Annotated in this window: 20 protein-coding genes; 5 read left to right on the forward strand and 15 right to left on the reverse strand. The window is 54.6% G+C overall.

Annotated features, from left to right (window positions below; translation table 11 throughout):
- From AUQ41_RS04805 to AUQ41_RS04830, 6 genes are all read right to left on the reverse strand, one after another.
- Positions 1 to 1,990: hypothetical protein (locus AUQ41_RS04805; protein ID WP_198155615.1), on the reverse strand; the 1,990-nt coding region annotated here is incomplete at its 3' end.
- A 142-nt stretch (positions 1,991 to 2,132) separates the two neighbouring features.
- A complete protein-coding gene (locus AUQ41_RS04810) occupies positions 2,133 to 3,488 on the reverse strand; it encodes an HlyD family type I secretion periplasmic adaptor subunit (protein WP_063087009.1) in 1,356 nt (451 codons plus the stop codon).
- Positions 3,485 to 5,629 (reverse strand): peptidase domain-containing ABC transporter, encoded by a 2,145-nt coding sequence (locus AUQ41_RS04815; protein ID WP_063087010.1) that lies wholly within the window; start codon positions 5,627 to 5,629, stop codon positions 3,485 to 3,487. The genes AUQ41_RS04810 and AUQ41_RS04815 overlap by 4 nt, the downstream gene beginning before the upstream one ends.
- The gene (locus AUQ41_RS04820) at positions 5,626 to 7,347 is read right to left on the reverse strand and encodes a peptidase domain-containing ABC transporter (RefSeq protein WP_063087011.1); all 1,722 of its coding nucleotides are present in this window, start codon (positions 7,345 to 7,347) and stop codon (positions 5,626 to 5,628) included. Before AUQ41_RS04820 ends, AUQ41_RS04815 begins: the two co-directional genes overlap by 4 nt.
- A gap of 199 nt (positions 7,348 to 7,546) precedes the next feature.
- Positions 7,547 to 7,954, reverse strand: a complete 408-nt coding sequence (locus AUQ41_RS04825; RefSeq protein ID WP_063087028.1) for an RNA-binding S4 domain-containing protein — start codon at positions 7,952 to 7,954, stop codon at positions 7,547 to 7,549.
- A gap of 97 nt (positions 7,955 to 8,051) precedes the next feature.
- Positions 8,052 to 10,991 carry a helicase-related protein gene (locus AUQ41_RS04830; protein WP_063087012.1) on the reverse strand — a complete coding sequence of 980 codons (2,940 nt, stop codon included), beginning with the start codon at positions 10,989 to 10,991 and terminating at the stop codon, positions 8,052 to 8,054.
- Between the two features lie 221 nt (positions 10,992 to 11,212).
- Between AUQ41_RS04830 and AUQ41_RS04835 the strand changes: the two genes are divergently transcribed.
- Both AUQ41_RS04835 and AUQ41_RS04840 read left to right on the forward strand, forming a co-directional pair.
- Positions 11,213 to 11,623, forward strand: coding sequence for a hypothetical protein (locus AUQ41_RS04835; RefSeq protein WP_063087013.1), 411 nt, complete (start codon positions 11,213 to 11,215; stop codon positions 11,621 to 11,623).
- Between the two features lie 19 nt (positions 11,624 to 11,642).
- Complete coding sequence (locus AUQ41_RS04840) at positions 11,643 to 12,758, forward strand: hypothetical protein (RefSeq protein ID WP_063087014.1); 1,116 nt, start codon at positions 11,643 to 11,645, stop codon at positions 12,756 to 12,758.
- 5 nt (positions 12,759 to 12,763) lie between these two features.
- On the opposite strand, the gene soxR is transcribed toward AUQ41_RS04840, so the two are convergent.
- On the reverse strand, positions 12,764 to 13,225 hold the full coding sequence (gene soxR, locus AUQ41_RS04845) for a redox-sensitive transcriptional activator SoxR (RefSeq protein ID WP_063087015.1): 462 nt from the start codon (positions 13,223 to 13,225) through the stop codon (positions 12,764 to 12,766).
- Positions 13,226 to 13,339: 114 nt separating this feature from the next.
- On the opposite strand from soxR, the gene AUQ41_RS04850 reads away from it, so the two are divergent.
- Positions 13,340 to 13,927 (forward strand): NADPH-dependent FMN reductase, encoded by a 588-nt coding sequence (locus AUQ41_RS04850; RefSeq protein WP_063087016.1) that lies wholly within the window; start codon positions 13,340 to 13,342, stop codon positions 13,925 to 13,927.
- A gap of 190 nt (positions 13,928 to 14,117) precedes the next feature.
- Here the strand turns inward: AUQ41_RS04850 and AUQ41_RS04855 are convergent, their stop codons facing one another.
- Positions 14,118 to 14,444 (reverse strand): HPF/RaiA family ribosome-associated protein, encoded by a 327-nt coding sequence (locus AUQ41_RS04855; protein WP_008890082.1) that lies wholly within the window; start codon positions 14,442 to 14,444, stop codon positions 14,118 to 14,120.
- Positions 14,445 to 14,730: 286 nt separating this feature from the next.
- Between AUQ41_RS04855 and htpG the strand changes: the two genes are divergently transcribed.
- The gene (gene htpG / locus AUQ41_RS04860) at positions 14,731 to 16,611 is read left to right on the forward strand and encodes a molecular chaperone HtpG (RefSeq protein ID WP_063087017.1); all 1,881 of its coding nucleotides are present in this window, start codon (positions 14,731 to 14,733) and stop codon (positions 16,609 to 16,611) included.
- Positions 16,612 to 16,767: 156 nt separating this feature from the next.
- The gene (locus AUQ41_RS04865; protein WP_232308311.1) at positions 16,768 to 18,102 is read left to right on the forward strand and encodes a deoxyguanosinetriphosphate triphosphohydrolase; all 1,335 of its coding nucleotides are present in this window, start codon (positions 16,768 to 16,770) and stop codon (positions 18,100 to 18,102) included.
- A gap of 351 nt (positions 18,103 to 18,453) precedes the next feature.
- Here AUQ41_RS04865 and AUQ41_RS04875 read toward each other — a convergent pair whose 3' ends face one another.
- The 7 genes from AUQ41_RS04875 to AUQ41_RS04905 all read right to left on the reverse strand — a co-directional run bounded on the left by AUQ41_RS04875 (position 18,454) and on the right by AUQ41_RS04905 (position 24,208).
- Complete coding sequence (locus AUQ41_RS04875) at positions 18,454 to 18,651, reverse strand: YqaE/Pmp3 family membrane protein (RefSeq protein ID WP_008890077.1); 198 nt, start codon at positions 18,649 to 18,651, stop codon at positions 18,454 to 18,456.
- Positions 18,652 to 18,681: 30 nt separating this feature from the next.
- Positions 18,682 to 19,530: an OmpA family protein gene (locus tag AUQ41_RS04880; RefSeq protein WP_063087019.1), complete on the reverse strand. Its 849-nt coding sequence runs from the start codon at positions 19,528 to 19,530 to the stop codon at positions 18,682 to 18,684.
- 432 nt (positions 19,531 to 19,962) lie between these two features.
- Entirely contained in the window at positions 19,963 to 20,796 is an 834-nt protein-coding gene (locus AUQ41_RS04885) for a hypothetical protein (RefSeq protein ID WP_063087020.1), read from the reverse strand.
- A 194-nt stretch (positions 20,797 to 20,990) separates the two neighbouring features.
- On the reverse strand, positions 20,991 to 21,788 hold the full coding sequence (xth, locus tag AUQ41_RS04890) for an exodeoxyribonuclease III (protein WP_063087021.1): 798 nt from the start codon (positions 21,786 to 21,788) through the stop codon (positions 20,991 to 20,993).
- A 60-nt stretch (positions 21,789 to 21,848) separates the two neighbouring features.
- Positions 21,849 to 22,535 carry a fumarylacetoacetate hydrolase family protein gene (locus AUQ41_RS04895; RefSeq protein ID WP_063087022.1) on the reverse strand — a complete coding sequence of 229 codons (687 nt, stop codon included), beginning with the start codon at positions 22,533 to 22,535 and terminating at the stop codon, positions 21,849 to 21,851.
- A 147-nt stretch (positions 22,536 to 22,682) separates the two neighbouring features.
- Positions 22,683 to 23,072: a hypothetical protein gene (locus AUQ41_RS04900; RefSeq protein ID WP_063087023.1), complete on the reverse strand. Its 390-nt coding sequence runs from the start codon at positions 23,070 to 23,072 to the stop codon at positions 22,683 to 22,685.
- Positions 23,073 to 23,221: 149 nt separating this feature from the next.
- On the reverse strand, positions 23,222 to 24,208 hold the full coding sequence (locus tag AUQ41_RS04905; protein WP_008890071.1) for a D-glycerate dehydrogenase: 987 nt from the start codon (positions 24,206 to 24,208) through the stop codon (positions 23,222 to 23,224).
- Between the last annotated feature and the right edge of the window lie 134 nt (positions 24,209 to 24,342).

Below are 24,342 nucleotides of genomic sequence, written 5' to 3' on the forward strand. Positions count from 1 at the left end.
GCGTCGGTGCATCGGCAACGCCCGCAACATCAACGGTGATTGAGCCGGTCGTTGTTGCAACATCCGATCCATCTGCCGAAGTCGCCGTTACACCAAGATCGAAAGAACCACTAAAGTCTTCCGCTGGCGTGATCGTCAGCCCTTCAAGTTGCTCAGAGCTCAGCGTCCACGTGCCGTCACCATTATCAGTACCAGCCGACAAGGCAGCACCTTCCGGAACGCCGGAGATCGTAATTGTCAGGGTTTCACTGGAATCCGTAAGGCCTGCATCGATATTAAGTGCGATGGCATTGTCTTCGTTTCCGGAAGCATCAGACAAATCCAGCGTTGGGGCATCAGCAACGCTCGTGACATCAACAGAGATCGAACCGGTCGTCGTCGCGACATCTTCGCCGTCAGCCGAAGTCGCCGTCACGCCAAGGTCAAACGATCCGCTGAAATCCTCAGGCGGGGTGATCGTCAGTCCTGCAAGCTGCTCAGAGCTTAGCGTCCATGTCCCGTCACCGTTGTCAGTCCCGGCAGACAGCGATGCACCATCCGGAACGCCGCTTATCGTGATGGTGAGTATTTCGGAATTGTCGGTCAGGCCCGCATCAATATTAAGTGCAATCGCACCATCTTCATTGCCGGATGCATCGCTGATATCTAGCGTCGGTGTATCGGCGACGCCTTCAACGTCAACAGTGAGGTTTTGCATCACAACGGCGGTATCATCACCATCGGTGGTCGAAACCAAAACCGAAAGATCGATTTCGCCGCTGAAGTTTTCCGCAGGCGTGATGCTCAGGCCTTCGAGTTGATCCGAACTCAGCGTCCAGGTGCCATCCCCATTATCCGTCCCGGCAGAGAGCGTTGCACCATCTGGCACACCTTCAATGGTGATCGAAAGGTTTTCACTGCCATCCAGAAGTTCGGTATCGATATCAAGCGCGATCGCGCTGTCTTCAGTACCACTGGCGTCGGAGACATCAAGCGTTGCGCCGTCCGCGACACCGGTGACGTCAACGGTGAAGCTGGCATTTGTTGTCGCAACACTGCCATTGGCTTCGCGACTGGTTGCCGATATGTCGAGATCAATCGATCCGCTGAAATTATCCGGCGGCGTCAGGGTCAAACCGCTCAGCTGTCCGGGCGTGAGGGTCCAGGTACCATCGCCATTATCGGTACCAGCCGAAAGAACAGCCCCGTCGGGCAAACCGGAAATCGTGATGGTGAGCGTTTCACTGCCGCCATCAAGGTCATTAAGCGATGCCGACAGATCAAGGGCAATGGCACTGTCTTCAGCACCGGTGACATCATCCGCACTCAGAGACGGCGCATCAGCGACCTTGGGGTCTTCGACCTCAAGCTCGTCCTCCGTATCAAGTTCATCCTCAAGAAGAAGCTCGTCTTCTTCTTCAAGCTCGTCTTCGGCAACCGCGGCTTCTGGAGCTGCTGCTTGTTCAACAGTTGGAATGAAATCGGGCCGAAGACCCTCGTCCGTGCCCGGGCCAGGTTCGTCGCGGTCACCGCGCAGGGCATTGGTATCATTGGTCGCAAGCGGAATTTCCGGCAAATCAACCGTGCTCGGCTCCGATTGCAGGGACAGGTCATCTGCCCCGTCTGATCCAAGATTGCTTTGGAATGTGTCAGCGCCGGTATCGAGATTGTTTTCAATCTCGGCTGCTTCGTTCAAGGAAATGGTCTGTTGTTCGGTGGCTTCTCTGGCCTGCGCACGTTCCTGGCGCTGGGCAGCGGCATTCTGGCGCTGGAAAGCTTGTTGTTCCTCGCCTTGCGGATTTCGGATCTGGGTACCGTAATGAACCGATCCCAGTTCCTGTTCCTGCGGACGCGCGGAACTGTCCTGGTCGTCATGCAATTCGACCAGTTCATCACCCTCGCCATCCTGACCAAGCGAACGCTCCAGATCCTCTGTCGAGGCCTGGTGGTCAAGATCACTCCGACCTTCGTCAGAGCGGGAATTTTCAGTATCGCGCGCGTCGTCCGCCATCTAACCCATTCTCCGTAAAGTGCGGAACAGGATAGGCTCATCCCACACTTCTATACCATAGTATAGATTCACTGGTAGCAACCAGCGAAATGTACGGCCAGGCAGTAGAAATGAGTACCATTTCCAGCGGGACCAAAATTGCTCAGCGTTCGCTAAACGCTTGATCAAGCGAGACATAGACCGGCTTCAACAGATATTGAAGAAGGGTCCGCTCCCCGGTCTGTATATCGGCCTGAACCGTCATACCGGGTATGATCTTCTGAGCTGCCGCACCTTCGCCAACTGCATCGGCTTCCAGCGCAACTTTACCCTTATAATACGGACGTCCATCTTCATCAACAAAAGTAGAGGCCGATATCGATACCAATTCACCCTGAATCCCGCCATAGCGGATGAAATCAAACGCACTGACCTTGACCGTGACCGGCTGCCCAAGGTGAACATGGCCGATATCCTCGGTCGAAATCCGGGTTTCGGCGATCAAAACATCATCAACCGGTACCAGCTCCATCACCACCTGTGCAGGGGCAATCACCCCGCCAATCGTGGTAAACTGAAGGCCCTTGATATAGCCCCGCGTGGGCGCAATGATTTCAAGCCGGTTCACACGGTCCCGCAATTTGCGAAGCGCTTCGCGGGCCTGGGCGATTTCGCCACCCAGACGTCCAAGTTCGGTAATGGCCTCTTCGCGTTGTGTTTTTTCAAGCTCGTTCAGGCGCAAATTTGCCTCGGCGATGGTTTCACGCGCCCGCGCCTTTTCGGCAATCACACCCGAAAGGTTGCCTTGGGCCTCGTTCAGTTCGCGCTGGATATTAAGAAACAACACCTTGGAATTAAGCCCCTGCTCATAGAGCGAACGGCGCATGGTGACTTCCTGGCTCAGCAGATCAACCGATTTGCGAAGGGTTGCTTCCTGCTCGCTCAGTTGGGCCAGTTCGGCATTGCGTTCCTTGATCTGGACCTCAAGGATTTCGCTTTGGTTGGCATCAAGCTCGGTCTGGATGCGATAGATCTCATCCTGATTCTGCGCAAGTTCCGGATATTGCACCATCAGGGTGGTGAAATCCGGTTCGCGGCTCTCGGCCAGGGCCCGGTAACGTTCGGCTTCAAGCTGCAAGTTGCCAAGCCGTGTTTCGGTCTGGGACAGTTCCGCCTGCGCCCCGTCGGCCTTGAGACGGATCAGAACCTGCCCTTTTTCCACAAGGTCACCATCGCGCACCATGATCTGTTCAATGATGCCGCCTTCAAGATGCTGGATCTTGTTGACCGCACTTGTTGGCATGACCTGCCCGAATGTGATCGCAGTTTCCTTGATTTCGGTGGTCGCAGACCATGCGATCAAGGCAAGGAAGCCAACCGAAAGCATCACCATCGCAGATCGCACAAAGACGGAAATCCCGCCTTCTTCAAGCAGGACCGCGTGCGACAAATACCGCGCCATGCGCCGGGATCGCCGGAACCGCTGGATCGCAGTATCCTGAACTGCTGCTTCGTTCATAGGTAGCCTCCGTCTATCACTTGCTGCTTGATCCGTGCGGGCGGCCCGTCGCCGCGCAACTGGCCGCCTTCAAGCACAAGAATGCGGTCCGCCAAATCCAGATGACTTGGTCGATGGGTAATCAGGAAAATGGTCGAACCGCCCCGCAGACGATTGATCGTGCTTTGGAAGGCACGGTCGGCCCGCTGGTCGAGACCATTGGTGGGTTCATCAAACAAAATGATCGGCGCTTCGCGCACAAACGCACGCGCCAGCGCAAGTCGTTGCAGGAAACTGGCCGAGAAGCGGGACGAATGCTGATCACCAACACGGGTCTTGAACCCGTTGGGAAGGGCTTCGACGTCATCAAGGATCCCTGCTGACATACAGGCCATGCGCAGATCGTCATCGGTTGCGACCGGATTGGCCAGACGCAGGTTTTGCGCAATCGACCCACGGAAAAACTCGATATCCTGCGGCACATAGGAAATGGCCTGACGCAAGGTTTGCGGGTCCATCTGGCGGATATCCGCACCATCAATCAAAACTGCCCCCGCCTGCGGCTGATACATCCCGGCAATCAGCTTGATCAGCGATGATTTTCCCGCCCCGTTCGCCCCGACCACGGCAACCACCTGCCCCGGTTTGATATCGAAATTGACCCCCACCAGAGCCGGATCGGAATCCGCACTGTAACGGAAACTGACCCGTGAAAATGTCACGGCACCATCAAAGCGATGTTGTTCGACCGAACGTGGGACAAGGTCCCCTTCGGGCGCAATGGTCATCAGGCGGTTGATCTGGCGCACACTGCCGCGCAACTGCGCCAGCCGCGGCATGCCGAGAAACGCCTGATTGATCGGGCCAAGAACCCGCCAGGCCAGCATCATCGATGCCACCAGTGCACCGACACTCATTTGGGCTTCCATCACCCGCTGCGCGCCGAAGGCCAGCACAAGGGCACCGGACGTGATCATCAGAACCTGGGCCAATGTATTGATGACGTTATTGACCATCGCCACCCGATAGCCGGAATAGGCCGTATCAGCGGAAATATCGCGAAAGCGTGCCAACCAGCGTTGCTCGGATGCGGTGTATTTCAGTGCCGACATCTTTCCGACGGTCTCGACCAGGAATTCCTGACGGTTGGCACCATGACGACCAAGTTCGGAAACACGGCGTGCAACAATCGGAAACGCAACGATGCCGATCAGTGCGAACGCACCGATCAATGCAATCGGGATCAATGCCAGCCAGCCGCCAAGATAGAACATGACAATCAGGAACAGCGGCACAAACGGCATTTCCATGATCACCAGGGCCATCGGTCCGGTAAAGAATTCACGCACGCTTTCAAAGTCGCGAATACGCGAAATCTGCACCCCCACCGGCGCACGTTCGGTAAAGGCCGGCGGCAAGGACAATAGCCGTTCGAAAATGGCACCACTGACAAGCGTATCAAGGCGCGCACCGAAGTGGCTGACGATCTGACTGCGAAGTGTGCGCAAAACCCAGCTCAGGATCAGGACGATGCCAATCCCGATGGAAAACTGGATCAACATCGGGATCGATCGCGTGCCGATGACCCGGTCATAGATGCCCATGACAAAAATCGGGGTCGCCAGTGCCAGGATGTTCAAAACAAACGTCATCGCCAGCAACTGATGAAGCAGCCCCGAAAACCGGTCGGCAATACCCCCAAACCAGCCGCGCTTATCATCTTCAAGATAACGTTCACGACGATCCGCCGCCGAGAACTGATAAATCTTGCCCGGAAGGGCCGATAGTCTGATGACCATTTCCCGATCCGTGCCACCATCAAAGACGCGCACACCGTTTTCTTCGGGCCGGATCACGACAAGGGCCGTTCCCTCGTCCGGGACAAACAGGCACGGCATCAGGCGTTCGTCGATCAGGTCAAGCGTCGCGTCGATTTCGCGCGACTGATAATTCAGATGCGCCATGACATTGCGGAAATCGGTCAGATCAAGCGCCTGATCCATATGTGGCAGGGCCTCTGCGACCTGACGCGGCAATCCGCGCCATCCCAAGGCCTGAAGCAGCGGCCAGACACATGCGTCAAAATCGGACAGCGCATCGGTGCTTTCCAGCCCCATCCGATAGTTCATCGCATAGTCCATGTTTTCGAGCTTTTTCATCATGCCTTCGACCCCGCTGCTGCCCGGGTGCCGGTATTTTTGGCGGAATCGGCAGTTTTATTCGTGCGGCGCAAAACAGGCACAAGATGCTTGTCGATCAGACGGTATTGCTTGTTGGCCATGGCAATCAGGGAAGGGCGATGCGACACCATCACCAGCGTGCAGTGCTTTTTAAGCTCCACCATCAGGCTGGTCATGATGTTGTCACCCGCCATATCAAGCGAACTGTTGGCTTCGTCAAACAGCACAATGCGTGGGTAATCAATCAGGGCACGGGCAACCGCGATGCGCTGTTTTACACCGCGCGGCAAGGTTTCGGAGGCCTGACCACCAACTTCCGTGTCATAGCCTTCGGGCATGCGCATGACGATGTCATCAAGCCCCAGACGCCGCGAAATCTCGATCACGCGGTCGACGCCGATTTCCTTGCGAAACCCGGTGATGTTTTCAAGGATGGTGCCTTTGAACATCACACCATGCTGCGGCAAATAGGCGATCTGACGACGGGTGGACTCGGCGGTGTAATCGGCCGGGTCCTTGCCATCCAGAAGCACTTCCCCCCGATCCGGGCGCAAGGCCCCCATCAGAAGCCACAAAAGTGTGGTTTTGCCCGTTCCGTTGTCGCCGGTAATGGCGATGGAATCGCCCGGCTCCACCACCAGATCAAGGTTTTCGAAGATCTTTTTGCCATCCGCATGGGAAAACGCGACATTGCGCAACTCGATCTTGCCATCAAGCAGTGGCATTTCCGCCGCGCCAAGCTGGTCTTCTTCTTCGATTTCAAACAGCTCGTTGACGCGCTGACGCGCAACACGAATGTTCTGGAATTGCGTCCACAGGGTCATGGCACGCTGAAGTGGCTGGATCGAACGGCCCGACAACATCGTGCAGGCAGCAAGCCCACCGACCGTCAAAGTCCCGTTAATCACAAAAACACTCCCGACAGAAGCCACCAGTACCATGGTCAGCATCGAAAAGGTCGCGCTGGCATTGACCGCTGTGTGGGCAGAGCGTGCGGCACGCAGATCATCACCCGAACATTGTGTCTGGAGCTGATCATGACGGCGGATCATCAGGTTTTCCATCGCCATCGATTTGATGGTGTGAATACCCGTCAGGGTTTCGATGATGAAGTTATAGCGTCGTTCATCGGACTGGCTGCGATCATCAAGTGCGCCACGCAACTGGTGGCCCAGGAACATCGCGGTCAAAAGGAAGGCCGCAAGAATGCCCAGCGGCACAAGCACCAATTGACCGCCAATCACTGCAATCAGGGCCAGGAACAAGATGATGAACGGCAGATCGACCACCGCACCAATTGCCTGCCCGGAATAGAAGTCGCGCAGCATATTCAGGCTGTTAAGGCGTTGCAGATGAAGACCCGGTGCGGTTTTGCCATAGTCGGTCAAGCTTGCCGACAGCAAATGTCCGACCGCCTGCTGGGAACTGTAATGTTCAAACTTTGCCGCCGAGAGCGAGGAGATATAAGCCCGGCCAAGACGCAGGATCGCCTCAAGCACAAGCGCGCCCAGCACCCCGAAAATCAAAAGGGTCAGTGTCGGGATGGAACTGTGCGGCAGGACCCGGTCATAGACCTGCAAAAGGGTAATCGGCAGCGCAAGCGTCAGCAGGTTGATCACCAACGCTGTGATCAACAGTGCGAAACGGCCGGTGCGCAAGTGCGACAATGTACCGATATTCAATCGAGACCGACGTCTCATCACGCAGGCAAGCTCCAGATCTTGACAAAGTTTACCACCCCAAAGTGGGGGATATATACAATAAGATAGGATGCATACCGGATTGCACCAGCCAAAGCAAGAAAATCGTGACGAGATTACAACCTGATGTGATCCATTCCACCCGGTGTAAACGGGCACGGGTCAGTTATGGGATACATATCAACGATACCCGCACATACTATTCATTACTGCCATCACCGCGCAAGCGATCCAACGCCCGTCGCTCGGCCTTTGTCGGGCGCCCTGCCCCCGCTTCGCGTTCGGCCAAGGGGGCGGTACGGATATCCGACGCAACTTCCTTTTTGGGTGTTCGCGGCGGGGAATGATCGGCATAAAGCGCCTGGGCCTCGGGCGCTGGGCCGCGTCGTTCACCAAGGGCGACAACCTCGACAACGCGCAGGTGCGGCCCCTGAAAGAACTGCAGGCGATCACCGGCAACCACCGTGACGCTGGCCTTGGAAACCGACTGACCATTCAGAACAATATGCCCGGCTTGGCAAGCCTTGCTGGCAAGCGATCTGGTTTTGTAAAACCGCGCATGCCAAAGCCATTTATCAATACGAAGCTTCTCTGCCTGTTCCTTCACGGCCACCGATTTCCTGAAATCAACGGGATATTATACAGTTGGAAAGCAGAACGGCGACCCACAAGGGTCGCCGCTCGATACATGATATCTGAAACGATCAGCCCTTGGCTTCAAGCATTTCCTTAAGCTTGGCAAACGGCGAATCTTCATTGATCTGGTTGGCTTTTTCCGGCGCCTGATTGCGGCCACCACCGGGCTTGCCACCGCGGCCACCTTTGCCACCGCCCTGGTTCGGACGATTGCCGCCCTTGCCTTTCGGGCCACCTTTGCCGCCACCACGGGCTTCCTGACGCGGGCCACGCTGACCACCACGGTTTTGTCCGCCACCGCGTTTGCGACGATCAACACGGACGAAGTATTTGACTTCGACCAGTTCGTCACCATCGGCGTCGGTTTCAACCGCCGGCGTTTCCGAAGTTGCTTCGGCAGACGCATCCGCAGCAACCTCTGCCGGTTCTGCCTTTGCTTCAGCCGGTGCGGCTGGCTCCTCGGCCGGGGCATCAGCCTTGGCTTCGGTTGCAGCCGCCTCGGAACCCTCTGCGGTTTCAGGTTCGGCTTTGCCCGCTTCAGGCTTTGCTTCCTCAGGCTTGGCTGCCTTGGCAGCTTCTTCAGCCTTTTTCTCAGCTTCCTTGGCTTCAAGTTCGGATTTCTTGACCTTGGTTACCTCGGCACGCCAGCCAAGTGCGGTAAACACACCTTCGGCCTGTTCGACCGTGCAGCCCAAAAGCGACAGCAGATCAGGATCCGGGCGCACCTTGCCATCGTTTTCACGCGCCTTCTGACGCAGAAGGGCGGCAAAACGTTCAAGCATGTCGACACGCGCAGCAAGCGGGCCAACCGGCATGTAACCGGCAGCCAGGTAGAAGCCCTTGGAATTCGCACGGTCATTGGGGACCGAGGTCCGGCCTGCCGGCGGCAGTTCCGGAAGGGCATCAAGTTCACGTGCAACCGCCCACAGAATGCCGCGCAGCTCAACCGGATCTGGTTTGAGCGCATCGAGCACATGGACGGTTTCAACACCCAGACGCACGCCAAGCTTGGCAAGTGCCTTGCGGTCTTCGTCCGACAGGTCCTTGACCAGACTTTCGAGTTCCGAACGCGGCACACAGCCCAGACCTTCGTTCAACTGGAACAAAAGTCCGCGAATCGGCCCGGACAGCTGACAGTCGCGCAGACGGGTCAGCATTTTAAGGCGCGTTTCGATATGGGAATTGATGAAATTCTGCAGACGGGTGCGTACCCGTTCGCGGGTCGGACCGTCAAAGAACTCGCTGTCGATGACCTGAACTTCGGGCGACAGAACCGTGTCACCTTTTTTCAGCACACCAACCGGCGAACCGTTCCACAGCACCTGAAGCTGGCCGTTTACTGCGAACTTGTCGTCTTCGTCAGTTTCAAGTTGTTTGACACGTTGGGCGATTTCGCCGGTCAACGCGCGACGTGCGGCACTGGCAATCGCCTTGCCTTCAAAAGCAGCATCGGTTTCATCAGCAATGAAACGGAATCCGTCGAGACGGCCGACAAATTCACCTTCGACCTGTACTTCACCATTCGCAGTGATGGTAGACATGAGTTCAGACTTGTCCTTGAGACTTTTCAATAAAACCGAGGTCCGTCTGTCAACGAACCTTTGGGTCAGGCGTTCATGTAGCACATCTGAGAGCTTGTCCTCAATGGCCCGCGTGCGTTCCTGCCAATGATTGGCATCTTCGAGCCAGTGATGCTTATGCGATACATATGTCCAGACGCGAATACCTGCCAAACGTGATGACAACTGGTCAATATCACCATCATAACGATCCAGACGCAAGATTTGTTCGCCCAACCAGTCAATGGGCAGTTTGCTTCCGGGTTTCGCAAGATAGCGATAGATAGATGTTAGCAGCCTCGGATGGGCATCGGTATGGATATTTCTGAAGTCGGGAATCTGGCAGATTTCCCACAATAATTGCACCCGATCCGGGGCGGTTGCGATGCGTGCGACGTCCTCGTTGCGCGCCAGATGATCGAGCATGATCTCGTCAACCGGTTCGCGCGCCAAAATAAGGGTCGGGTCATCCGACCGCCGGCGCAGCGATTTCTGCAGCGCATCCACGGTGCGAAAATCAAGTCGCGCGTTGCGCCAGAACACTTTTGCAAGCGGCTCGAACTCGTGTTCTTCGATCTGTTCGATAATGTCGGGATCAATCCCCGAAAGATTTCCGGTTACCCCAAACGTGCCATCATTCATGTGCCGCCCGGCACGACCGGCAATCTGCGCTGTTTCAGCCGCGGTCAGGCCACGATTGAACTTGCCGTCAAACTTACTCATCGCGGCAAAGGCCACGTGGTTGAGATCAAGGTTCAAGCCCATGCCGATTGCGTCCGTCGCAATCAGATGTTCGACCTCGCCATTCTGGAACATCTCGACCTGGGCGTTACGCGTGCGCGGGCTCAGCGCGCCAAGTACCACAGCTGCCCCGCCCTTCTGACGGCGCACCAGTTCGGCAACGGCGTAAACTTCCTGGGCTGAAAATGTCACCACCGCCGACTGGGACGGCAGGCGCTGGATTTTCTTCGCCCCGTTATAGGTCAGAGTCGAAAACCGCTCCCGGCGATCAAATTCGACATTATCAACCAGCTTGCGGATCACTGGACGAATGGTTTCCGCCCCCATGAACATGGTTTCATGACGTCCGCGCGCATGCAAAAGCCGGTCGGTGAAGACATGACCGCGTTCCGGGTCCGCACACATCTGGATTTCATCAATCGCCAGGAAATCAACCTGCTTGGCGACCGGCATGGCTTCGACAGTACACAGGAAATAACGCGCAGTTTTCGGAAGGATGCGTTCTTCGCCGGTGATCAATGCCACCGCACCCTTGCCGACCTTGGCGACCGCGCGGTCATAGTTTTCGCGCGCCAGAAGCCGTAACGGGAACCCGATCATCCCGGTCGTATGTGCCAACATCCGTTCCATGGCGAGATGGGTCTTGCCGGTGTTGGTCGGCCCCAATATGGCAAGGATACGAGGACCGGTTCGGGTTGAAATCTGCATCAAACTTTTCCAATCGACAGCCCAATGATCCGGGCCATCGCAATCATTGGGCCTTTCAACACACCTCTAGAAGGAATGTCAAGCAATGCTACAGGGCGGCAACCACCGCACTTAGCGGCATGTGACTTTTATCGAGCCATTTCGGACTTCGTTGAAGTTGTCTTGTCACAGAAGGCTGCAAACCGCGTCTGCGAAATGGTTACGCAAGTTTTGAGGCCCACATGCAACATTCAAAGAAAAGCCCGACCACAACACACCAAACAACTGAGACAAACCAGGCGAGTGAAACCGATCCATCCGTCCAGGACTGGGCAAATTTCTACAAACTTCAGGAAATCGCCGAGATTTTAAAAAACAACGAGGGAAGCGCAACCACGGCCCTCAAGAAAATTGAGCAAGTCATAAATCCGAGTGGAGACGTTTGGGAGCCTACCGCAGATACCAAGCCGATAGACCCGAGAAACCCAGACGTCAAACCCGCTTTGCCTGCTTCAGATGGACAATGGAACTACAAGTGGGTGAACGAGTTGATGCCCAAAATCGACCAGCACAAACCAGGACTACCTAATATCGGTCTTGGTCCATTTGACGCGCCTCGCCGTCATTGGCGCATGTATCGCCAAGAGAAATAGGTAACTAAGGACATTTCCGATGCCGCTTCTAGACTCAAAAAAATATGAGACTGCCCTCGCAAATGCGCAAAACGAATCGTCTGTGATTAATGAATGGCGGGCACTGGCAAACATTGATTCATTTGCCTACAAGCTACTTAACACAGGTATCACCGACATTACATCTTTGATGCCAAAGGTCGACTACCACAATTATTCGGGCGTAGTCCGGGGGGAGGACAAGAACTTTTTGGGCAAGTTCTTCCATCTCGCGCGCTTTGTCGATGGTGATAGCACGAACAAGCGAAAGGCTTTCTTTAGTGAGGCCTACCTGAACCTTGATGGCAAGCCAATCACAGCAGGTCCTTTTGGCAAGACGGCGGCTCAGTATGATGAAAAACCATGGTCCAAAAGTTGGGACAGTGTCAGCCCACATATAAAAGGCTACATCGAAGGGCGCTGGCGATCGACATCTAGCTTGAACAGGTCAATTACGCAAAATATCAACGATCCGATTTTCTCGAAAAAAACTAAAAAACCTGACGATTTATCCCAAATCCCTGGATGGTATGCAGATGCACCGCCAACGTCTAACGAAACGGGGGCATTTTCACGCCTTGATCTGTTTAAATGTATCGCCGGAGCGGGGTCGGTAAGTCCGATTGTGCAACCACAAATCGGCGGGGAGCTCTATATCCGTGGCTATTTGATGAACCAGTTGGTTGTCGAAAGTCCATCTGGCACAGCTGCGGAATATTACGGCAAAGCAATCGGTGACAAACTGGGTCTACTCTCAGGACCAAGTGGAACAAGTAAACGCATGTGGGGGCTAATTTCACACCTTGTTCGCGAGTCAAAAATTGATATCCCGCCCGACGCAGAAAAAGGGATAAGAATGTTTTGCACAGCGCTGTGTGCCTGTGCACTTTCAAGCCCTTATGATAACCATTCATTCTTCGAAATTGTGACGGTCGTTGATCCTATGGACTCGCTTGGTTGTGATCGCAGCTATATTAAGTTCCATGAAACCTACTACAGCAAGCTTCAAGAAAAAGCACCCGACTGCCTTAAAACATTGGACGATGCAATTACCAAGTGGTCGCGGCAGTACAAATGGACAATTGGTGAATCCATCCAAGTCAAAAAAAGTGGGTGATAGGGTTACACACGCCCACTCTCGAGCAAATGCGCGCCAGGGCCTTGCCGTCCCAAAGCATCGGCGGGGTTATATAACGGGCATGCCGCGATCGACAAACAACCACACCCGATGCATTGCCCCAGCTGATCGCGTAAACGGGTCAACTGTTCGATGCGTTCATTCAAATCATCGCGCCATTGCGATGAAAGCTTTTCCCAGTCTTTGATGGTCGGCACGGTATTGGGAGGCAGCTTATCGAGCGCCGCACCGATTTCCGACAGTGGAATACCGGTTTTCTGCGCGACCTTGATAATGGCAAGTTTGCGCAACACGCCGCGGTGAAAACGGCGCTGGTTGCCGTCGGTCCGGATCGAACTGATCAGACCTTTGCGTTCATAAAAATGCACCGCCGAAACGGCAATGCCGCAACGACTTGCGACTTCTCCGACGCTCAGATAGCGCTGCAACACGCCTTTTTCTGCCATTTTCCCTGCTCCCCTTGCCTGCCTTGAAAAAGTTCCAAAACGCGCTTGACCTTAACATTAGTTGAGGTTTTAGAACCTTACTCATTGAAGCGAAATTGGCAAGGAGAGAACGCCGTGAAAGAGACATTTAATATCGCCGTCATCTTTGGCAGCGCGCGTGAAGGTCGCTTTTGCGATACGGTCGGGACCTGGGTCGTTGAAACCCTAAAATCGGATCACGAACTTTCTGTTGATACGATTGATCCCGCTGTTTTGAACCTGCCTGCGGCCCATGTTGGCGCTGATCACCCTGCGGTCGCGCACCTTCATACTGCCCTGACTGAGGCCGATGGTTTTATCGTCGTTACCCCGGAATACAATCACAGCTTTACCGGTGAGCTAAAGCTTCTGATCGATGCCGCCAAGCAACAATGGAAACGCAAGCCCGTCGGGTTTGTATCCTATGGTGGAATGTCAGGTGGTTTGCGCGCCGTTGAACAATTGCGTCTTGTCTTTGCCGAATTGCATGCGGTGACCATGCGCGATGTCATAAGCTTTGCCCACGCCTGGGACAAGTTCGATGATACCGGTCGGCCAAAAGACCTCGAAGGCACGAATAACGCCCTTCATCACATGATGACCGACTTCAAATGGTGGGCTGGCGCGCTGCGCGATGCGCGTTACCCGCAAAGCAAACACCATCTTCTTGAGGCGATTGCGTAACGCACGTCCTCTCCGTGGCTGAAGCGACTTCCCCGGTCGATTCACCCCCCGTATCAGTCCGGCACTGTTTAAATCCCCCAACCCCGGCGGTGTCGGGCTGATACATTTTCCAACCACCTCGTGCCACCACACGATAAAGCGGGGCGACCATCCGGTCGCCCCGCTTCCTTTTCAAACGTATTCAGTGACCTTAGTGGTTGCGCATCTTGTCGGCATATTCCTTGAGCTGCCGACGTGCGGCCTGAAAACTGTTTTTCAGCGCGATATAGACATCTTCATGGGCATGATCGGCACTGTCGCGCTTCACCATGATTTCCTTGCCCGGCACATTGATGCCGAAATGCACGGCAAAACGGTTTCCATGGTTATGAGATGCCTGCGGGCGTTCCACTACAACATGACAACTGGTCATGCGATCGAAGGTTTCTTCCAGTTTTTGCACCTTGAAACGAATGCGCTCGTCCAGCGCATCAGACTGATCAACATCACGGTAGGTGATTTGAACGGGAACCTTCATGGTACGGCCTCCTGTGTAAAGCCTTGGACGCAAGACAGGGCGTTGCACCCTGCCGATTACCCTAGCACTTTTGCTGCTCGGGAACTTTCAGGAACGCTTCCAAAATGTGGCGTGCGCCCCTGTTATTAAAGCCTCTATATTTATACTTAGGATACAAGACTTGCGCTGCAAGATGCGTTGACGCATATCAAGCTCGGTTTAAAGTTCACCCCGTTAAGGTGTCGGTCCTTCTGCCAATATCGGAGGAGGCTGACAGACGCTTGAAACAAAGGAGAAAAAAGAGGTCATGACGGAAGAAAAAATGCGGTTCGAGGCCGAGGTTAGCCGACTGCTCGATATCGTTGTCCACTCGCTTTATTCCAACAAGGACATCTTCCTGCGCGAGCTGATCTCCAACGCCTCGGATGCGTGCGACAAGCTGCGCTATGAGGCGATTGCCAAACCGGATTTGCTCGCTGGTGATGCCGATTTCAAGGTGCGCCTTCTGACAGATAATGTCCGTAATGTTCTGACGATTGCCGATAACGGGATCGGGATGAACAAGGAAGATCTGGTCGAAAACCTGGGCACCATTGCCAATTCCGGTACCGCCAAGTTCCTGGATGCCGTTTCGAAATCCGACAACGCCAAGGATGTCGACCTGATCGGTCAATTCGGGGTCGGTTTCTATTCCGCCTTTATGGTCGCGAGCAAGGTCGAAGTCGTCAGCCGCAAGGCCGGCGATGATCAGGCATGGAAATGGTCATCTGACGGCAAGGGCGAATACACCATCACTGATGCCGAAATGGAAGGCCGCGGCACCCAGATCACCTTGCATCTGACCGATGACAACAAGGAATTCACAGACGAAAATCGTCTGCGCCATATCGTCAAAACCTATTCCGACCATATTGGCATTCCGGTGGTCCTGATGAAGGGCGACGGTGATGAAACGCTGAACGAGGCATCCGCACTCTGGACCCGCCCGAAAAGCGAGATCACCGACGAACAGTACAAGGAATTCTACAAGCATACCTCGCACGCCTTTGATGATCCGTGGAAAACCATCCACTATCAGGCAGAAGGTGCGATTGAATATACCGGTCTGCTGTATCTTCCGACCATGCGCCCGTTTGACCTTTATGATCCGCAGCGCAAAGGCCATCTGAAGCTTTATGTCCGCAAGGTCTTCATCACCGAAGGTGCCAACGAATTGCTGCCGCCTTGGCTGCGTTTCGTATCCGGCGTGGTCGACAGTCAGGACCTGCCACTGAACGTCTCGCGCGAGATGTTGCAGGACCATCCGCTTCTGACCAAGATCAAGAACGGCCTGACCAAAAAGGTCCTTTCCGAACTTGAAACCGCGGCCAAGAAAGATGCCGAGGGTTATGAAACCTTCTGGGAAAACTTTGGCTCGGTCGTCAAGGAAGGTTTGTACGAAGATCAGACCAACCGTGATCGTATCCTCAAACTCGCCCGGTTCCGCTCGACCCATGGTGACGGCTGGACCACGCTTGCCGACTATGTCGAACGCATGAAAGACGGCCAGAAGGCGATCTATTACATCAGTGGCGAGGATATCGACGCCCTTAAACGCAGCCCGCAGCTTGAAGGCTTTGCTGCCAAGGGGATCGAAGTCCTGCTTCTGACCGATCCGGTTGATGAATTCTGGATGCCGTCTGTCGGCCAGTTTGATGGCAAAGATTTCAAGTCGGTTACCCGTGGCGGTGCCGACCTGAACGACATCAAGTCCGATGACAAGGATGACGCCAAGGACGAGAAAAAGGATGATGCCGCAAATGAGGCATCGGTCAGTGCCCTGATTGCCGCGATCAAGGTTGCCCTTGGCACCGGGGTCAAGGACGTTCGGGAATCAGATCGCCTGACCAGTTCAGCCTGCTGTCTGATTGCCGATGAAATGGGCATGGATCTGCGCATGGAACGCCTGATGAAACAGCACAACCGTGTCGATGAAATCAGCCCGCGTATCCTTGAAATCAATCCAAAGCACAGCCTGATCAAAAAGCTGTCTGACATTGCCACCAAGGATGCCAAGGCCCCGATCCTTCATGACGCAGCCCTGCTGTTGCTTGATCAGGCCCGCATCCTAGAAGGCGAAGCCCTGCCCGATCCGGTCAGCTTTGCCCGTCGCCTTGATCTTGTAATGGAAAAAGGTCTGGGCGCTTAATCGCCCCACAGGCCCGATCTTTGCAAAACGGCGCGTCATCAGATGCGCCGTTTTCTTTTGCTTCTGTGCAGAATTTAAAATGCTTATTTACTAAAACCCGGCATAAACATCCCAGATATCCAAGAACTGAAGTCCGACCGGAAGGTGCGAAATACGATGACAGCGATGATGAACTGGCAGCAATTGCTATCTGCAGCTCGGCTTGGGTCGCGTCATTCCAGTGTGGGTACATTTGGCCGGTCCGATTTTCACAAGGATTATGACCGGATCATTTTTTCGGCGGCCTTTCGCCGCTTGCAGCGCAAAACGCAAGTTCATCCGTTGCCGGAAAATGACAACGTCCACACCCGCCTGACCCACAGTCTGGAAGTATCCTGTGTTGCCCGGTCTTTGGGATTGATGGTCGGAAACCGCCTGCATGAAAAGGGCAGCCTGCCCGACGCGATTGAGCCCGACCATATGGCCGCCATCGTGCAGGCAGCGGCACTTTGTCATGATATCGGCAACCCGCCCTTTGGTCACGCCGGGGAATATGCCATCCGCCAATGGTTTGTCGACGCAAACCCCAAATTCACCGAAGGCCTGACAGAGGCACAGTTTGCCGATCTGACAACATATGAGGGCAATGCCCAGGGTTTCCGCCTTCTGACCAACAAACGGACCGGTCTGTACGACGGTGGCATGCGCCTGACCTATGCAACCCTGGCAAGCTTCCTGAAATACCCGTGGTCAGCCGCCGGAAGTCCTTTTCCACAGAAAAAGAAGTTCGGCGCCTTTCAAAAGGAATTCGGCCTGCTTGAAGAAGTCGCCGATGCCACCGGGTTGATCCGCACCGGCGATCAGGCCTTTTGCCGTCACCCGCTGGTCTATCTGGTCGAGGCTGCTGATGATGTTTGTTATGCCCTGATTGATATCGAGGACGGCGTTGAACTGGAACTTGTAGATTTCGCTATTCTTGAAAAGATGCTGCTGCCCTGCATCACCGATGACCTGCCGGCCGAGTACGACCGAGAACCCAATATCAGCCGCAAGATTTCCTTCCTTCGGGGTAAAATCATTGCCGGTGTTCTTGATGCACTGGTTGATGCCTTTGTCGCGAACGAGGAGGCGCTTCTGGCTGGCGAATGGAAGGGAGATCTTCTGGCATGTGCCAAGGGGCCCTTTAACGACCTGATCGCGCAGGCCAAGTCATTCTCCGAAAAGCAGATCATTCTGAACCGCCGCAAGGTCCAGATCGAGGTCGGCGCCTTTGCCCATCTTGAAACCTTGCTCGAGACATTCTGCAAAACTGCCCTTGATGTGCATCACGCACAATCAGAAGCCGATATTTCCTATCGAACCGGACGGGTGCGTGAACTGATCGGCAATGATGCCATGCCCATCGGGGCGTCGCTTTATGATCTTTACCTGGTCATTCTCGATTACGTATCAGGTATGACCGATGATTTTGCCGCCCGCCTTGCACGTGACATCGGTGGCGGACAGCACTAGGCGATGTGGCTCCTCGGTTCTTTTATTGCCCGCTATCGACGCAGAACGGCGTTTTTCGCCGCCAGCGCACTTGCCGCAGTCATCTATGGATTGGTTGATCAAAGCACGCGCCCGGAAATACAGGCGTGGTACTGGCCGTCTGTTGCCAGTGCGGTGACGTTTTTTCTGACCAGATTTATCATCTCCCGGCTGATTGGCCGGTTTATCGGCGGAGTGCGCCGTAAACTGCACTAGGCAATCCGCCCGGCGTTCTGGGGGCTGGATCTACTCAGATAAAGAAAAAGGCAGGCTCGAAAGCCTGCCTTCTGATGTCGGGATCGCTGCTGTTTGCCATTTGGCAAACCGCAGCGATCATTCCTGACCGCCACCCATGGCGCTGCTGATTTTCTTGTCGGTGTTATACTGGCTGAGGGCGTAAACGGCCCAAATTGCTGCCGGAACCCAACCAATCAACGTGATCTGCAAGATCAGGCAGATAACACCGGCAATCGGACGCCCGATGGTAAAGAAAAGCAACCAGGGCAGAAGAAGTGCAATCAATAGACGCATGGATGAAATCCCCTTTTTAGTTTGACGTGCTTACATGCCGTCTTCGAAAGTAACCGTCACAACGCGGTTGCCCTGTTCGGGCACGCCGTCAGCAGTTGAAACCGGCACATTGGCCTCGCCGCTGATGCTGATTGCAAGTTTGCTTGCCGGAACACCCGCATCACGCAATGCCTTGACCACCGCATCAACGCGCGATTTGGCAAGGATGTCATTATACATCGCATCACCGGCACGGTCAGCATAGGCAACAAGGCTGATCATTTTCGGCTCATATTTGCCATACGCCTCGACAATACCGTTCACAACAGACATCGCCTTGCTATCGATGGCGGCACTGTCGAACCCGAAATAGACATTCATCGGAACCGGCATCGACATGGCGGCCATCGGGGCCGGGCCGGTATCAAGTTCGGCCTGTACGATGGCCAATGCCTGATAGAATGCCGAACGGCAGTTATCAATGTCTTCCTGCTGGATGTTTTCTTCGAGTTCCTGCAACCAGCAATCAAAGCTGCTCTGTGCGCGTGCAGCGGCACTGGCAGCCTTTTCACGGCCACCGGCCTCAAGGGCCGTCATCAGGTCAGCCCGGGCGACTTCAACCTCGGCCTCGGAACCTTCGGGCAGGTTACGTTCGGCAATTGCCTGCGGACCGGAATCCATGCCCATCGCCGCAGTCTTTGAACGGTTGGTGAAATAACGTGCATCGGCCCAGTCTGCCTCGTCATATTCTGCCTGGGCAAGATCTGCATAATTCTGGTGAAGAGCTGCGTCAAAAGCCGATCCTTGGTCGGCCATATCGCGCACTCCGGGAATGTTCATGTTCGCGCACGCGCTCAGAAAGGCGGCGGCGGATACAACGGCAAGCAGTTTGGCTCTCATCGGTGTTACTCCTTGATCTGACCGACTATCGGGATCCCAATCCCATTCTATTTTTTTCGGCCCTGCCGACATTTTTCCCAATGTCTTGCCGGGCCATATGGCGGGCCTTGTGGCCCGTCCTGTTCCATGCCGTTCTTGTCATAATCAGATCAACAGACCTGACCCCGAATTTCGATCCACCTCACGTCCATGGTCGAAGCCCCAAGACAACACAGATTGTGGATATAACTATCCCTAACCCAAGATATATAGAAGTCAAATTCATGAAAAAAAGCAGTGGGATAGAGAAAATTCACAATCGACAGGCATCCGGTCTCGCGGCCTGTCCTTTTGATTTGATCACGCAATCGCCAAAAACAAAGCGGCCCGATGGATCAAAAACAAATCCATCGGGCCGAACATCACATCAGATCAAGACGATCATACGATGACCTAGTCCGAGGAACCGCCAAACAGTCCCTTGACCGCGCCACCAAGCGCATCGGCACCTTCTTTCAGTTTGGTGCCACCGCCACTTGCAGCGCCACCAACGGCACCGACGACACCTTTGCCAAGGTCACCGACGCCCTGCAACAGGCCATCGACATTCAAGCTTGAAACCGCCTTGAAGACGGCGGTGTTGATCGCCGTCAGGATTTCACCGGCAACCTGGGCCGGGGTCGCGCCGCCTTCTTCCTTGCCCACATCGGTCAGATGAATTTCCGGCAGGCTGGCCGACAGCTTTTTGCCCTGCAGGAAGTCGGCCGAAACGCCAACATCACCGTTGCGGACATAGACATTGTCGATAATGATTTTGGTTCCACCCGCGGCATCGTCGCCAGATGTGGCACCATCAGCGCCACCCGCACCGGTCGGACCGGAAACACGTTGGACAAAGGCTTCGACGTTACGCTGGATGGTTGCGATGTTCGAACTGCCATTGCCCAGTTCGTAAATGACACTTGGCTGATCAACCACCACTTCGATGATACGGATCGTGTCGCTGGTCAGGGTCGAACCATCAAGACGGACTGAGATATTACCAAGCGAGAACGCATAATCAGAGTTGAACCCGTCCGGATTGCCGACCACAAGCCCGTTGATCGCCGCGGTATTTTGCGTCGGTTCGATCGACACACCGTCAACCGCGACATCGGCCAGCGTCACACGCGTGCCTGCCTCTTCGATGGTGGATTTCACGATGTTATCAAGATTGACGTAAACATAGACGAGGGCCCCGACGACCAAAACGATGATCACGGCCAGACCAATCAGTATCTTTTTCATTGCCCGTTTCCTGCGTAGTGCCTCACCGAAAATACGCGAAATTCAACCCTTAGGGTGCAAATGGGTACGCATCCGGTTTCGTTCAACCAGAAGAGTTGCGCTGATCGGCCAGACAATCAAGTTATTTCACATGACAAAACAGCGGATTAGGCTTCCCTGATCCGCTGTTTTGAAATCTCGGATAATCTGCGTGTTCAGAGATTGAATTCCACCACAACGGGTGCGTGGTCCGATGGTTTTTCCCAATCCCGGGCAATGTCATAAACCGATGCCGTGCGCACCGTTCCAGCCATGTTTGGCGTCATCCAGACATGATCAAGTCGACGGCCCTTGTTGCTTGCCCGCCAGTCGCGTGCGCGATAGCTCCACCAGCTAAACAGTTTTTCGGGTTCGGGAACCACTTCGCGGACAGCATCGATGAAATCGCCCGATTGGCGGAATTTCTCAAGGATTTCAACCTCTACCGGCGTGTGACTGACCACGCGCAGAAGCTGCTTGTGCGACCAGACATCATTTTCCGATGGCGCAATGTTGAAATCACCAACCAGAACAGCCTTGCGGTTGGGATCGGTTGCCCGACGCTCCCCCCACCAGTTGGTCATTTCATCAATGAAGGAAAGCTTGTGGGCAAACTTTTCATTGATTGCCGGATCGGGTTCATCCCCGCCAGCCGGGATATAGAAGTTATGAAGCTCGACGCCATTTTCGAACTTTGCCATGCAGTGACGGCGATCTTCCTTGCCACAGAAATGCTTGATGTCGGTTTCGACAAACGGCAGGCGCGATATGATCGCAACCCCGTTATAGCTTTTCATGCCGTGGTTATGGCGATGAACATAACCAGCCGCCTCAAAGGCATCATGCGGGAAATGCTCATCGGGGCATTTCAGTTCCTGCAAGCACAGCACATCGGGCTGCTGATCATTCAGAAACTTGATGACCTGTTCAATACGCAGTCGGACGGAATTGATATTCCAGCTTACGATTTTCAAAACGGGCTCCGTTTTTGCTCGATTGAGGATGGGCCCCTGCCCCACGATCCCCTGAAGGGTCTATTTCAAGATCACAGACAGTTCCGCGACATCTGCAATCACCAGATCCATGCGATCACCGCGGACAACCTGGCCAACGCCTTCGGGCGTTCCGGTAAACAAAAGATCGCCCGGTTTCAGTTCGATCAGGGTCGAAAGGTGCACCAACGCATCCACCACCGGCCAGATCATTTTCGCCGTGGTGTCGTTCTGGCGCACATCGCCATTGACCGACAATTTCAGGTTTGTCGCATGCGGATTGCCGGCATCGGCCTTGGGCTTGATGGCGGAAATGGCCGCACAGCCATCAAATGATTTTGCCATATCCCATGGCAGGCGACGGTCCTTGAGACCGGCCTGAACATCGCGACGCGTCATATCAAGACCGGCAGCATAGCCAAAAATCGCATCTTCAACGGCAGCACGATCCAGATCCTTGCCCCCCTTGGAAAGCGCAGCCACCAGTTCGCCCTCGTAATGCAGGTCTTCCGTGCCCGACGGGTATGGCAAATCACCATTTCCGACCACAAGGCAGTCAGTTGGTTTCATAAAGACACAAGGCGGCGTGTCCGAAGGATCGGAACCCATTTCGCGGACATGTTCGGCATAGTTCTTGCCGATGCAGAAAATGCGATTTACCGGGAAAACGTCGTCGGTGCCCTGAACCGGAATGGTCGTCGGTGCAGGCGCGTCAAAGATCAAACTCATGATGACCCCGTGTTGTTTTTGCGTGATATGCAACAGTCATAAACAAGCACGGATCAGAAAGAAACGCCCAATGCACATTGGCACGTATCTGCTGTCAGGAATTGTCAGGAGAAAGGATCATTGCACCCTTGGATAGGTGATTACAGGTCACTTAAGCTTCTCGTTCAGGATCATATCGCGAACTCTGGTCTTGGCGATCTGCAAGGCAGAAAACTGTTCCGGATCCTGAACAGACGGCACAGCAAGGATCAAAAGCTTGGCGGTTTGGCCCGCATTGACATGAAGATGGTAACGCTGCCCCTGAAGGATCGAAATGCAGCCGTCATGGCTTTCATATACATTTCCGTCGCCATCACTGACCAGGACAGTTCCGGAACGCACAAAGACAATCTCTTCGGCGTGACGGCTTTGGATGCCTGATACCACGCATGGCCCGTGCAAGACGACTTCGCGTGTTGCAAGCCCGGCCGCGACGTCATCATTTGCCGGGGTCGCCATACCCAGATCAGCAACAAGCGTTTTTGGCCGTCTTACCATTTGTGCACATCCCGAAATTGAAACCGGTTTGGTTTAATGCCGGGAAAATGCCTGTAACGGCCACATCACACCATCCACATATGGGGAGTGTATGAAAAAAGGGGTGATACACGTGGCATCACCCCTTTGAAATCATTATGGAAAGCGGATCAGAGCAATCCTTCGATCACGCGATCTGGTGGTGTGTGACCATCAACAAACGTCTTGATGTTGATCAGGACCTTTTCGCCCATATCAACGCGGCCCTCAATGGTGGCCGATCCCATATGGGGCAACAGAACCGCATTTTGCAGTTCAAGCAATTTCGGGTTCACGGCCGGTTCGTGTTCAAACACGTCCAGTCCGGCACCGGCGATTTCACCATCGGCCAGCATCCGGGTCAGGGCCGGTTCATCAACGATTTCGCCGCGCGCGGTGTTGACCAGAATGGCATGCGGTTGCATCAGTTTAAGACGACGCGCCGACAGCAAATGATAGGTCGCAGGCGTATGCGGGCAGTTGACCGAAATGACGTCCACATGGGCCAGCATCTGATCAAGGCTTTCCCAATAGGTCGCATCCAGTTCTTCTTCGATATCAGGATGCACACGGCGGCGGTTATGGTAATGCACCGACAAACCAAAACCCTTTGCCCGGCGTGCCAGCGCGCGGCCGATACGGCCCATGCCGACAATGCCAAGGCGCTTGCCCCAGATGCGATGCCCCAGCATAAGCGTCGGGCCCCAGCCCGCCCATTCGCCCTTGCGAATAAGGCGTTCGCCCTCTGCCAGGCGGCGCGACACCGACAGGATCAACGCCATGGTCATATCCGCGGTATCCTCAGTCAGGACATCGGGTGTGTTGGTGACCGTAATCCCACGGGAACGGGCAGTTTGCAGATCGACATGATCGACACCGGTGCCGAAATTGGCAATCAGACGCAGATTGGGGCCCGCATGGGCCAGAACTGCCGCATCGATCTTGTCGGTGACGGTTGGCACCAGCACATCGGCTTCCTTGACCGCATCAATCAGTTCCTGCTTGCTCATCGGCGCATCATCGATATTCAGACGCGCGTCAAACAGTTCCATCATGCGGGTTTCAATCGCTTCCGGCAGTTTCCGGGTCACGACGACAAGCGGTTTTTTCTTGGTCATGTGCCGATCCTATGCGGTCTTTTAACTCTTTTTCAGACAAAATAAGGCATGGTGCATTTTTGTGCCCTGCCGCAGTGCAGTGATGCCATGCCGAAAGGTACAAAAGCAAGAATTTTGACGCATTTTTTGTAATT

The sequence above is a fragment of the Thalassospira sp. MCCC 1A02898 genome (genome assembly GCF_001618185.1).
In the GTDB taxonomy this organism is placed as follows: Bacteria; Pseudomonadota; Alphaproteobacteria; order Rhodospirillales; family Thalassospiraceae; genus Thalassospira; species Thalassospira tepidiphila.

Bases quoted from the DNA above. Each gene is read 5' to 3' on its own strand.
- soxR (WP_063087015.1), bottom strand. From the start codon at position 13,225: ATGGCAGAAAAAGGCGTGTTGCAGCGCTATCTGAGCGTCGGAGAAGTC.
- AUQ41_RS04820 (WP_063087011.1), bottom strand. From the start codon at position 7,347: ATGAGACGTCGGTCTCGATTGAATATCGGTACATTGTCGCACTTGCGC.
- AUQ41_RS04830 (WP_063087012.1), bottom strand. From the start codon at position 10,991: ATGCAGATTTCAACCCGAACCGGTCCTCGTATCCTTGCCATATTGGGG.
- AUQ41_RS04810 (WP_063087009.1), bottom strand. From the start codon at position 3,488: ATGAACGAAGCAGCAGTTCAGGATACTGCGATCCAGCGGTTCCGGCGA.
- AUQ41_RS04840 (WP_063087014.1), top strand. From the start codon at position 11,643: ATGCCGCTTCTAGACTCAAAAAAATATGAGACTGCCCTCGCAAATGCG.
- AUQ41_RS04865 (WP_232308311.1), top strand. From the start codon at position 16,768: ATGACAGCGATGATGAACTGGCAGCAATTGCTATCTGCAGCTCGGCTT.
- AUQ41_RS04880 (WP_063087019.1), bottom strand. From the start codon at position 19,530: ATGAGAGCCAAACTGCTTGCCGTTGTATCCGCCGCCGCCTTTCTGAGC.
- AUQ41_RS04855 (WP_008890082.1), bottom strand. From the start codon at position 14,444: ATGAAGGTTCCCGTTCAAATCACCTACCGTGATGTTGATCAGTCTGAT.
- AUQ41_RS04905 (WP_008890071.1), bottom strand. From the start codon at position 24,208: ATGACCAAGAAAAAACCGCTTGTCGTCGTGACCCGGAAACTGCCGGAA.
- AUQ41_RS04900 (WP_063087023.1), bottom strand. From the start codon at position 23,072: ATGGTAAGACGGCCAAAAACGCTTGTTGCTGATCTGGGTATGGCGACC.
- AUQ41_RS04875 (WP_008890077.1), bottom strand. From the start codon at position 18,651: ATGCGTCTATTGATTGCACTTCTTCTGCCCTGGTTGCTTTTCTTTACC.
- AUQ41_RS04835 (WP_063087013.1), top strand. From the start codon at position 11,213: ATGCAACATTCAAAGAAAAGCCCGACCACAACACACCAAACAACTGAG.
- AUQ41_RS04815 (WP_063087010.1), bottom strand. From the start codon at position 5,629: ATGATGAAAAAGCTCGAAAACATGGACTATGCGATGAACTATCGGATG.
- AUQ41_RS04885 (WP_063087020.1), bottom strand. From the start codon at position 20,796: ATGAAAAAGATACTGATTGGTCTGGCCGTGATCATCGTTTTGGTCGTC.
- AUQ41_RS04895 (WP_063087022.1), bottom strand. From the start codon at position 22,535: ATGAGTTTGATCTTTGACGCGCCTGCACCGACGACCATTCCGGTTCAG.
- htpG (WP_063087017.1), top strand. From the start codon at position 14,731: ATGACGGAAGAAAAAATGCGGTTCGAGGCCGAGGTTAGCCGACTGCTC.